Below are 12,298 nucleotides of genomic sequence, written 5' to 3' on the forward strand. Positions count from 1 at the left end.
ATAGGGCATTTTTAGCGTGCCCTATTTTTTTATCTACTAATGCGCCAACCTCTGAATTTAGCAAAGAAACCTTTTAGCCTTTCAGAAAAGTTAAAAGCCTCTGACTCCGGCACTTCTTCAACATGATGACGAGCTGCCAGTATCGGCTGCTGCACCAATCTTTCGTGATGATCAAAAGCCCGATCAAGACTGATACTCATGATAGAGAAGTTAGTCGGACGTGGTAGACAGCGATATACCTGACCCTTATTAATTAAATCAATGACCATATGGGCATCTTTGAACTCAGTCAACATCAGAACCATCAGATCTGGCTGGATATTTTTTAAGGCATAAACGATGGGCGTAATATTTTCTTTATTGAGCGTCGAATCTGTAATCGTGACACCAAAGCATTTTTTTTGTAATAACTTTGCGGCCTGTTCAAGGTTACTCGCCCAGCTCACGGTATAAGCGCTCTTAAAATGACTTTTTATTTGTTGATAGACACTCTCATCATCGTCTAGTACCAATATATGGCGATTGCTAACCGTGCCACTATTAACACGGTTTTGAGTTGCATCATTTTTCATAGTGTTTTGTGTGATTTCTTGCGTTTGCTGAGCAATTTCTGTGGCTTTATTAACGATTTTTTTAAGTTCATCATTTTGCCATGGCTTAGTGATATAGCGATAAATTTCGCCCTCATTCACAGAATCCATCACAGCATTCAGATCCGCATAACCAGTTAACAAGATACGAATAGTATTTGGTGAAGCTGCTTTGATGTCACTCAATACTTCCGTACCTTGCTTATCTGGCATGCGTTGGTCGCTGATGACCACTTGTACTTCATTCGTGCTGATATATTCCATTAGCTCAGTGGCATCGGTAGTAATAAATACATCATGTGACTGGCGAAAATGCATTTTTAAGCTGCGCAAGATACGCGGCTCATCATCGATAAAAGCGATTTTTGGTTTTTGCATGACGCTCTCTTTAAATAAATGGTTGGAAGTCTCTCAACTTTCAAACAAGGCTTGCAAAGGTTTCTTTTCATAAGCGATAGACTGTATCGGTAGCATGAGGGTAAACGTCGTGCCCGTGCCAACGACTGAGCTAACCTCAATGCGCCCACCATGTTGTTCGATGATTTGTGCCGTAATGGCCAATCCTAAACCTGTGCCATCGCCTGCTTTTTTGGTGGTAAAAAACGGCTCAAAGATATGCGTTAAAATATGCTCTGCGATACCGACACCATTGTCTATAATGCATACAACGATATATTGCTGCGCCTCATCGACAGACGAGCTGACTTGCAATGTCCCTTTATGATCTGGCGGCATGGCTTGCGCGGCATTATTAAATAGGTTTAGTAATACTTGGTTAATTTGTGAAGGATTACACTGAATGAGCGGCAGCTCGGCTAGATTGGTATTGATGTCTAAGGTTTTTAAATTATTGCGAGCCATAATCAATGAGGTATTGATGCAATCATTGATATCGACATCTTTTACTTTGGATTCGTCTAGTCGAGAAAAGTCGCGCAAGCTGACGACCAGTTCAGCAATTTGATCGACGCCATACAGTCCATCTTTGATTAAATCTGCCAAATCTTCACTGACTTCATCTTCTTTAATCTCTTCACAGCATTGTAAAGTCTCTTCTATCAGTATCTTGACTTGCTCTTGATTGATAGTTGGCGCTTTTAACGCCTGCAATAATTGATCGGTATGCTGTAGCAGCTCATCAAAACGCACGAGATTATCACCGACCAACTCCATATTACTACGCACATAGCCCAGCGGTGTGTTGACCTCATGCGCCACGCCCGCCACCATTTGACCTAATGTAGCCATTTTTTCAGAACGCACTAGATGCACTTGTGAGGCTTTTAACTCATCCATGGCTTGCTGCAAGTCTTGCGTACGGGCGGCGACTTGTTTTTCTAGATGGACATTGATTTCGGCAAGCGCGCCTTCATTTTCGACGACGCGGTCGATCAATTGGTTGGTCTGCTCGCTGATGATTTGAATTTCGCTGACATTTGAGTGTGGCAATTTAAGGGCGCTTAATTGTTGATATTTTTTTTGCTCAATTAATGCGCCCATATCAGCCACTGCTAGTGCCATATATTTTAGCGGTCGCGTAAAGTAGCGACGGAACACCCACGCGGTCAACAACAGGATAGGAATAAAACCCAGTAGCATGGTTTGAATCAGTTGGTTCGACAACGCATTTGCTACGCTCATCATGTCATTATTGGGCTTGACGATGACCATCTTCCAATAGGTAAATGGCATACGAAACACAAAGGCGGTGGCGGACTGCTGCAACACAAAATCATTGGGCACAGCGATGGTCTCAATCAAGTGACTGTCTACCAGATTAAACGTTTGGTCAATATTCAATAGCAGCAATGCTGACAGCAACTTGGATTCTTGTTCGCTGATTTTATCAAGATTGGTCGTACTCAAAATACTACGTGCCGCGAGCGTATAACGACTTTCATCTCTGGCAACAGCCTCATCGATGAGTGTTTGATTAATGCTATCTAGGCTGTCCGCAATAGGGGCAAAGCTTGAATGTTTCTCGGCCAATTGATGTGCGGTTACCATTTCGCCTTGCGGATTATCTTCAGTCGCTTGCGTGACCATAGATTGATCAGGAAAGGTCAAAAATCGATTGTCCAAGTCTACCAAAAAGACATAACCACCCAGCTTATCTTGCCACTTTTTCATAGCGTCATCGAGGTTATCTAATAGCAGATTAAAGCTCACCACTCCATCAAAAGCCTGATTGCGACTGTCATACAATGCCTTGGCACACGTCATCATCGGCTGATTGCTTTGCGGATCAACATACGCACGGCTCCAGACACAGTGGTCATGACGTGCGTACATCGCAGGAATGTACCACCACTCTCTATAATAGGGACTCGGCGTTTGGCGCACTTGATTATACTGCTCTAACGGTTGCATGTTGCCTGAGTCATCCCGCGCCCACACAAAGGACTGGCGCTCTCGGTTTTGAGCGTACATATTTGGATCAAACCACACGCCGCCGCCCACAATCCGTTGATCGGTCTGTTGCATGAGATTACCAAAGGTTTCTCTATAAAGTATGTCTTCTTTTGGCAAGCCGCCCGCCATCGCACTGGTTGCCTTTGCCAGTCCGTCGACATGGCTGATATTCGCCATAATGCTATTAATGGCTTCGTTACCCGTTTCAACCACTGTCTCTGAAGTCATCTCCAGTATACGAGGCTTAGCTTGGGTTTCGATGACCCAGTACACCATCAGGATAATTAGTAAAAAAGCCAATGCTAAAATAATCAGCATGCGTGTGGAAATACTACCAAGCCGACCAGCAACACTCATAGATAAACCTTATATTGATGCGTCTACCATCATCAATGAATCACTTAATGAATAAAGACATCAGTGATACGAAACCACCATTTATAGTGGGCTCAAGGATACGATGCCATCATGACAATATGATGACAAAAGTTTTGTTTTCTTATCTGTTGACCAGCATCTTTTAATTAACAACAATTAGCTTGCGGTTGGTAAATACAACCTTGCAATCATTTAGCGCTGCTCTCTTTTTATCATCAATAACATCATGCAGCTTATTGAGCGCATAGCTGTACTATCAGCTATTGCAAGGCACAAAAAAGCCACTTATTTTTTAAGTGGCTTCTTCATATTCAAGTCAGTCCCTAATTTTTCTATTTATGTCATCAATATCTCTATGACTATAGAATCTACCAAGTTTATCTTGTTCTGTACTGTGAAATTTTATACATATGTTATATTAATAATACTAATATAGAGGGTGTGTTTGTATTTTATATAATATCGCGGATCACCGTCACTTATCACTGATTGCAAAGCCTATCTGTTGTACACTCAGAGCTTGATATAACTCGCTCATACAGCTATTCAACTAACCCTAAAGAAAGGCGCTCACAAAGTCTTTCTCTTTTAAATATTAAAGGAAAAGCGATGCGCTCTTTGTTTTTTAGTACTTTGTGCTTAGCAAGCAGTCTTTCACTAATGGCTTGTAGTAGTCATCCACCAACCACGGCAAAAGAATCAACAGCTATCATTACCAACACAACAAAAGAAAACGCTGACGAACAGCTAAGCGTGGAGCCGTCCAGCCCCAAAGAACCGTTATCAGCATTCACCGCTTTTGGTAATACAGAAAAAAGTTGGCGCACAGTAATTGATGGCAACCAACTCAGCATTGAAGCAGATTTTTTGAAACCAACGACCATCGTTGTCTCTCGTTCGACCTATGCCGAAGGTGTGGAATACGTGAGTACCGTTAGCGGCAAACCTATCATTATGAATATAAATAGCCAGATTTGTACCGATGATAATGGCTATCAGAATGAATTTACGGTGACGTTAACTTATGATAATAAAAGCTATCAAGGTTGTGCCGTTGCTGGAGCGTATGAAACAGCACCTACGTAATTGCATAGAATTTATTGTGGTTAGCACATCATAAATAGCCAGCCATTAGCCAATGGATAACGCATAATTTGGCAAATAAGTACTTATATTACTTTCAACCGATGTCATTATTGTTTAATAAAAATACCCTATAGTCTGTCTATAAACCCTTAATTTTAGTCAAATAACCTTTTATATCAGTCTTACTCAATAAGGATGAACCTATGAAAATTATAAAGACTCAAATCAATAATCCGGTAGACCACGACACATTTATCCATCAGCCTGATGCCAGTAAAACCCGTGTAGCAAACATACCAGGCAAGCGCTTACCCTTTCCTGACCAAATTGGTAATTATCAGCGCAATATTGGGGCGCCCACTGACGCTTATCAGGACAGTAAGGTTTATATTGTTGGGGGCGGTATTGCAGGTTTGGCCAGTGCTTATTACTGCATCCGAGATGGCAAAGTACCCGCTGAAAACATTACTATTTTAGAGCATCTTGACGTGGCAGGTGGCTCCTTAGATGGTAGCGGCAATCCTGAAACGGGTTATATGGTGCGCGGCGGTCGTGAAATGGATTTCACTTACGAAAACTTTTGGGATTTATTCCAAGATATCCCCGCTCTCGAAATGCCTGCGCCTTATAGCACCTTGGATGAGTATCGCATAGCAAATGACACCGATCCCAATTACTCTATTGCACGCCTGATCCATAAGCAAGGCGAGATAAAAGACTTCAGTCAACTGGGATTGAGTAAAGCCAACCAACTCGCGTTAATTCGCTTGCTATTAAAACCCAAGGAAGAGCTAGACGATATCACTATTGAAGATTATTTTGATGACAGTTTTTTGAGCAGCAACTTCTGGACATTTTGGCGAACCATGTTTGCTTTTGAAAACTGGCACAGCTTACTTGAGTTTAAGCTTTATACGCATCGATTTTTACACGCATTGGACGGTCTAAACGACATGTCTGCGCTGGTATTCCCAAGATATAATCAATTTGATAGCTTTGTTAAGCCACTACAAAATTATTTAAAAGATAAAGGCGTGCAGTTTCAGTATGACACGCTCGTTACCGATTTAGACATTGAATTTGAGCATGCTGACAAGGTAACAGGCACCAAAAAGGTCAAAGCGATCATCACGGAGAAAGCGAGTGAGCAAACCACCATTCCTATGGGTAGCAATGATTTCGTCATCGTGACGACTGGTTCCATGACCGAAGATACCCGCTATGGTGATGACAATACTGCGCCGACGCTAGACTTCACAAAAGACAGCATGGGGCAATCGTCTGGTTGGAAAGTATGGAATAATCTGGCTAAGCAATCTGCCGTCTTTGGTCACCCAGAAAAATTTAATCAGCATGTGGATAAATCTGCTTGGATGTCGGCGACGTTGACCTGCCAGCCGTCTGCCTTTATTGATAAGCTCAAAACTCTGTCTGTCAACGATCCTTATAAGGGTAAAACAGTGACCGGTGGCATTATTACGATTACGGATTCAAACTGGTTGATGAGCTTTACTTGTAACCGTCAACCGCATTTCCCTGATCAGCCAGAAGACACGCTAGTCGTATGGCTATATGCCTTGTTTATGGATAAAGAAGGCAATTATGTCAAAAAACCCATCACAGAATGTACAGGCAAAGAGATCTTGAGCGAACTCTGTCATCACCTTGGCATCCTCGATGATATAGAAAATATCATGGCCAATACCATCGTCAGAACGGCTTATATGCCCTACATTACCTCGATGTTTATGCCCCGTGCTAAAGGCGATCGTCCTGAGATAGTCCCTGATGGTTGTGTCAATATGGGTCTAGTCGGTCAGTTCGTCGAGACACATAATGATGTGGTATTTACCATGGAGAGCTCTGTTCGTACTGCTCGTGTCGCAGTTTATGAGCTACTAAATGTGCAAAAACAAGTCCCCGATATAAACCCATTACAATACGATATCCGTCAATTATTGAAAGCCGCGAATACACTCAACGATGGTAAAGGTTTCATCGGCGAAGGTCTATTAACTAAGCTTCTTAAAGGTACTTATTACGAGCACATATTGCCAAAAGCCAATCAATCCACCAACGGCAATGACTCAATATTTACTCAGCAATGGGAAGCAATCAAAGGGCTTTGGCATAAGTAGGTCTGGCATAAGTAATGTTAGTTTTGATAAAAGCAGCTTTGATGAAAATAGCTTTAGTAAAACTAATAACGAAAAATAAAAGCGATAACGCTCTAGGGGATGCATTCATTTTAAAAATGCAGATAGAAATGAGGACAGGCCTTAGTTAGACTTGGATAACTGCTGTAACTGCTCAATCAGCCAACGGTGTATACCACTGTGACTGGTACGTGGGTGCCATGCTGCTATCACCTTAAATGTGGGTGGCAGGGCTTCCACTTTGAGCTCTTTAACCCGACTGTTTGGCAATAAACGCGAGGGATAAAATGCAATCATATCGGTTGTATAAAGGATATCTGGCACCGCAGAAAAGCTAGGAACGGACATAACGATATTTCGTTTAAGACCTTTTTCTGCAAACCACTGATCATGAGAACCACGTAAGTTAGCGCGTGAAGGTGACACCACCAGCTGCGAGTGTGCGGCAATTTGCGCCAGTGATAGCGGCTCTGTTGTAAAACTATTATTGCAACCAGTAATGCAGAAATGTTGTTCTTCAAGCAGCGTCACATAAACCAAGTTATCAGGGATAAATTCTGGGAAAGTAATCAGCAGATCAAGCTCGCCTGCCGCAATAAGCTGATTGACATTGTCTGAGGCAAAATCACGTACGATTAACTTCAAATCAGGCGCGGCGCGGCGCGTTATATGAAACAACTGCGGTAATAATGCCTGCGTCGCATAGTCGGTCGCGCTAATCGTAAATACGCCTTTATAAATCTGCGGCGAAAACACATCTGGCTCTAACAGTGCTTCTAACTGCTCTAATATACGACTAATGGGTTGCTGCATCGATAGCGCTTTGGGAGTTGCCACCATGCTATTGCCTTGACGAATAAACAAACGATCATCAAACAAATCACGCAGCTTACGTAATTGTTCGCTGATTGCCTGCTGTGTCAGCCCCATTTTGCGCGCGACTTGTGAGAGATTTTTTAGATCAAGCAACGCATGTAGCACTCGCAACTGCTTGATATCAAGTCGGTTAATTCCATTCATAATATGTACCATTTATAATTGTATCTTAAACAACAAAATCCTGTTTCCGATTGTATCCATAAAACTCTATGCTTGCCAACCTTACTTACGCAGTAATAAAGCATCAAAACAAGCTCAATGGTTTAAACAATAACCCAATCTATTTGTTTTAAAAGAGAGTTTTATGGAACCATCTAATATCGATACCAGCCCATTATTTGCATCTGTCACACTTGGACCATATACGTTAAAAAACCGTATTGTCATGCCACCGTTGACACGCTCTCGCAGCACGCAACCGGACAATATTCCTAATGAATTAATGGCAAGCTACTATACACAGCGCGCCTCTGCTGGTTTTATGGTCACTGAAGGCACGCAAATTGAGCCAAGGGGTCAAGGTTATGCGTGGACGCCAGGCATACATTCGCATGCCCAAATCGAAGGCTGGAAAAAGGTCACTCAAGCGGTACACGCAGCAGGTGGTATCATTTTCGCTCAGCTTTGGCATGTGGGTCGCGTGTCTCATACCAGCTTACAACCACAAGGCGCTCAGCCAATTGCACCATCAGCTATCACTGCTGACAATGTAAAAGTATTTATCGAAACAGCACCAGGTGCAGGCGCGTTAGCCGATCCTAGTGAGCCACGCGCACTCAGTACTGATGAAGTTAGTGAACTGGTCGCTATGTATGCGGCAGCCGCGCGCAATGCATTGGAGGCAGGTTTTGATGGCGTCGAGCTGCACTGTGCCAATGGCTATTTGGTGAATCAGTTCATCTCTGAGCATAGCAACACACGTGATGATCAGTATGGCGGTTCATTGACCAATCGCTTGCGTTTCTTAAAAGAAATCGTGGCTGCCGTCAGTGAAGTGGTTGGTGCTGATCGCTTAGGCGTACGTTTCGCACCGCTGTTTGCTAGCACAGATGAGACTCGCGTATATTTAGGGCTGGTGGAATCAGATCCACATCATACGTATATTGAAGCAATTAAAGTACTTGAACAAGCGGGCATCGCTTATTTATCTATTGCAGAAGCTGACTGGGACAATGCTCCTGATTTACCAGAGACGTTTTATCAAGCCGTCAGAGCGGAGTTTTCAGGACGTATTATCTATGCGGGTAAATACACGACGGAAAAATCGGTGCATATGCTAGCTAAAGGTTATGGCGATTTATTTGCTTTTGGTCGTCCTTTTATTGCTAATCCCGATTTACCTGAGCGCATTGCCAATCATTGGCCACTCAACGAGGCAGATCCTACCACGATGTATGGTGGCACCGAAATTGGCTATAATGATTATCCTTATTATCAAAACTCTTAATACAATAAGGCCATTCATGGCCTTATTTTTTTGCTTATGAATAGGATATTTTTAATAGCTGATTCATATATATAGCCCTTATGATTCATCCGACTGATCAAATAACTCTTTGATAGGCTTGCTATGTATCTTTGAGCTATTGAACAGCGACTTATTACCAGTATCCGCTTCTGTCCAAAAATTAATATTGAATTGGGCATCATCACTTAATTCTACGCGGTGCCAATATTGAGGCGGACTGACAGCGAACTGCCCTGCTTTAATAACAATGGTTTTTTCAGGTTCAGTAGCGGCTTCATCAGCAAAGCCATAAAAGGTTACCGTGCCTTGCATGACACAAATTTGGCCGTATACGCCCTCTGCCGTATTGTGATGAGTCAACAAGGCTTTTGGGACTTTATCTTTAGTAAAAAAGTGGGTCGAACGTTTTATTTTCCAATGGCTGGGTATGATGGGGTTTGAGGCGACAGTATGACTCATGGTAACTCCTTGGCTAATTTGATGGGTGTATCCAAATCCTTTTTATTAACAGCGTACTTGAGAATAAAATTTTATTGGTAAACGAGAAAAACACGTACAGTAATGGTTATTACTATAGCGCATCATATTTTCAAATGTATTACTATCCTCATATCATCTTAGTTAACCATCAATATATAGGATATTAAAGCCACTTTTTAATCCCCATTAAGTAGTATGTGAAATGACATTCATACTGCTTTCGCCTAATGGTTAGCGAGCTTACTTATTGCTACATTAACTCCATCTAAACTATCCAGTTCGACGGTGGAGAATACTTGTCATGCATGCAAAAGAGCTACTTGAGGTTGAACGCCGTGATATAAGAGCGCTCCACTATACGTGGATTGCTTTTTTTCTGACCTTTTATGTCTGGTTCAATATGGCGCCACTAGCCACTTCTATGCTAGAGGCCGAAAGCTACTTAACTTCTGAACATATCAAATTATTTCTCATTGCCAACGTTGCTTTGACCATTCCAGGGCGAGTGGTGGTTGGCATGGCATTGGATCGCTTCGGTCCGCGTCGCGTGTTTTCCATACTGATGGTCGTCATGGCGATACCGACATGGTTCTTCGCTTTTGGTGATTCCGCAATGCAGCTGTTCGTCGCTCGCCTATTTATGTCTATCGTGGGCGCAGGGTTCGTCGTTGGCATTCACATGACTGCCCTTTGGTTTAAGCCAAAAGACATTGGCTTTGCCGAAGGGTTTTATGCAGGCTGGGGTAATTTTGGTTCAGCTGCCGCAGCGATTACCATTCCTACGGTTGCGCTACAGTTCTTTGGTGGTGATGACGGTTGGCGCTGGGCAATTGCATTATCTGGCTTACTGATGGCCGCTTATGGGGTGGCCTATTGGTTTTTAATCACCGATGGCCCTGACCCCTGCCGTCAATCCCGTAGACTTAAACTTGGGAGATTTTAGTTACGCAGCCTGACGATAATAATCAAACCACACCTGTCTTGGCGTTTTATAGCCCAAACCCTTTTGAATCCTCGTTTGGTTGTAGTACAGCTCAATATAGCCAATGATATCGCTGATGGCTTCGAACCTTGTTTTATAGTCTTCGTGATACACCAACTCATTCTTTAATACGCCCCAGAAACTTTCTATCGGAGCGTTGTCGAAACAATTGCCTTTGCCACTCATAGATCCTGTAAACTGATGCTGTTTAATGATCTTGTGGTAGGCATGGCTACAGTACTGACTGCCTCTGTCAGAATGAACGATTAGCCCTTTAGTAGGTCGTTTATTCTTAATCGCTATGTTGAGTGCACGGCATACTAAATCTGCGGTCATACGCTTGTTAATAGCGTAACCGACAAGCTCTTTGGTGTATAAGTCTTTAACACCTGCTAAGTATAGCCAACCCTCATCTGTCCAAATATAAGTGATGTCACTGACCCAAGCCTCATTAGGGCGATTGGCATTAAATTTCTGTTCTAGACGGTTTGGATAGATAAGCTTGTTATGGTTTGAGTTGGTGGTGACTTTAAAGCGTTTATGGCGACGGCATTTAATGCCGCACTCTTCTTTAATGCGTCTAACCATATATTTACTTATGGCATATCCTTGCCTTGTAAGGTAAGCATGCAATCGCTCATAGCCATAGCGCTGCTTAGTCTCATCATGAGCCACGCGAACTAGCAACTCACACTGATTGCGATGAATCTGCTGATTACTGACACCACGATTGATCCAGTTGTAATAGCTTGATGGCTTAACATCTAATACGTGACACATGCAGGTGATGCTAAATATTTTCTGGTTATCCTTGATAAAGACGTACTTCATCAACTGTCACTGCGGGCATAGCCCTACGTCTTGCGTCACTAAAACAGTCTACTAGACTGTTTCTTAACGTTCCTCATTGGCGAAGTACGCCGTGGCCTTTTTTAGAATGTCTCGCTCTTCTTGAGCAACTTTGAGATCACGTTTAAGACGTTTATTCTCTTCTAGTATAGTCATAAGCTCAGGATCATATTCTTTAGTACCGATTAGCTTGCCTTTATTAGCTTTGTTTTGCCAGTTAGATAAGGTCTGCATAGCGATGCCAAGCTGCTTTGCCGTTACTGAAACATTGCCATCATTATCTGCTATCTTTTTAACGGCCTCTGCTTTGAATGCTGCACTATAGGTTCTGATTTTCTTAGTCATGATAAACTCCTCATTGAGTCGTTAGTTTACCAAGTTTGGTTCTACAGTTTTTTCAGCATAGCTCACTTTTACTGTGGATTCTGCGATATCCAGTTTGTTGGCGATCATTTTATTACTTAAGCCTTCAGCAATCATTTGAATCACTTGCAACTCTCTAGTGGTGAGATTGCCAGCGATATCTTCAATGCTTGGTGCACGTAATGTTTGCGCCAATATTGAAGCCAAATTGGGACTGATAACCAGCTCACCGCGCAACACTTTTCTAATATCGACGATGATTAACTCAGGCTCCATATCTTTTAGCAAATAACCATCCACCCCTAATTTCAACGCTTCTTGTACGTCTTCTCCGCTGTCAGAAACTGTAAATAGCAAGGTAGCCACGTCAATATTTCTGGCTTTGATTTCTCTTAAGGTTTCGATACCAGTCAACACTGGCATTTTATGATCTAGAATGACCAGATCGACCGGATTGTTTGCCAAAAAATCCAACGCTTCTTGTCCGTTATTTGCCTCACCAACGACGGTGACATCACTTTCGAGACTGAGCAGTTCTGCGACACCGCGGCGCAGCATAGGATGATCATCGACCAATAACAGCCGAGCCGGAGAAGCAGACGTATAAACTTTAGTAGTCATAAAATACTCACAAATTGAAAAATGCTACAAAAAA

The 12,298-nt window shown here is 42.6% G+C and carries 9 protein-coding genes and 1 pseudogene; 4 read left to right on the top strand and 6 right to left on the bottom strand.

What is annotated here, in order from left to right; all coding sequences use genetic code 11:
* Positions 1–29: 29 nt before the first annotated feature.
* Positions 30–968, bottom strand: a complete 939-nt coding sequence (locus ACT3S4_RS01680) for a response regulator (protein WP_444760279.1) — start codon at positions 966–968, stop codon at positions 30–32.
* A gap of 33 nt (positions 969–1,001) precedes the next feature.
* Entirely contained in the window at positions 1,002–3,359 is a 2,358-nt protein-coding gene (locus tag ACT3S4_RS01685) for an ATP-binding protein (protein WP_444760280.1), read from the bottom strand.
* Between the two features lie 630 nt (positions 3,360–3,989).
* Between ACT3S4_RS01685 and ACT3S4_RS01690 the strand changes: the two genes are divergently transcribed.
* Entirely contained in the window at positions 3,990–4,466 is a 477-nt protein-coding gene (locus ACT3S4_RS01690; RefSeq protein ID WP_444760281.1) for a hypothetical protein, read from the top strand.
* Between the two features lie 203 nt (positions 4,467–4,669).
* Positions 4,670–6,604 (top strand): oleate hydratase, encoded by a 1,935-nt coding sequence (locus ACT3S4_RS01695; RefSeq protein ID WP_444760282.1) that lies wholly within the window; start codon positions 4,670–4,672, stop codon positions 6,602–6,604.
* Positions 6,605–6,745: 141 nt separating this feature from the next.
* Here ACT3S4_RS01695 and ACT3S4_RS01700 read toward each other — a convergent pair whose 3' ends face one another.
* Positions 6,746–7,642 carry a LysR family transcriptional regulator gene (locus ACT3S4_RS01700; protein ID WP_444760283.1) on the bottom strand — a complete coding sequence of 299 codons (897 nt, stop codon included), beginning with the start codon at positions 7,640–7,642 and terminating at the stop codon, positions 6,746–6,748.
* A 178-nt stretch (positions 7,643–7,820) separates the two neighbouring features.
* On the opposite strand from ACT3S4_RS01700, the gene ACT3S4_RS01705 reads away from it, so the two are divergent.
* Complete coding sequence (locus ACT3S4_RS01705) at positions 7,821–8,948, top strand: alkene reductase (RefSeq protein ID WP_238035363.1); 1,128 nt, start codon at positions 7,821–7,823, stop codon at positions 8,946–8,948.
* Positions 8,949–9,026: 78 nt separating this feature from the next.
* Here ACT3S4_RS01705 and ACT3S4_RS01710 read toward each other — a convergent pair whose 3' ends face one another.
* Positions 9,027–9,428 carry a DUF1971 domain-containing protein gene (locus tag ACT3S4_RS01710; RefSeq protein WP_444760284.1) on the bottom strand — a complete coding sequence of 134 codons (402 nt, stop codon included), beginning with the start codon at positions 9,426–9,428 and terminating at the stop codon, positions 9,027–9,029.
* 322 nt (positions 9,429–9,750) lie between these two features.
* Here ACT3S4_RS01710 and ACT3S4_RS01715 point away from each other — a divergent pair, with 322 nt between their 5' ends.
* Positions 9,751–10,392: an MFS transporter gene (locus tag ACT3S4_RS01715; RefSeq protein ID WP_444760285.1), complete on the top strand. Its 642-nt coding sequence runs from the start codon at positions 9,751–9,753 to the stop codon at positions 10,390–10,392.
* On the opposite strand, the pseudogene ACT3S4_RS01720 reads toward ACT3S4_RS01715, so the two are convergent.
* Positions 10,393–11,625: pseudogene (locus tag ACT3S4_RS01720) on the bottom strand (IS3 family transposase).
* A 21-nt stretch (positions 11,626–11,646) separates the two neighbouring features.
* Positions 11,647–12,264, bottom strand: a complete 618-nt coding sequence (locus tag ACT3S4_RS01725; protein ID WP_444760286.1) for a response regulator — start codon at positions 12,262–12,264, stop codon at positions 11,647–11,649.
* Positions 12,265–12,298: the final 34 nt, after the last annotated feature.

The organism is Psychrobacter sp. AOP30-A2-5, from assembly GCF_052378115.1.
Lineage (GTDB): Bacteria > Pseudomonadota > Gammaproteobacteria > Pseudomonadales > Moraxellaceae > Psychrobacter.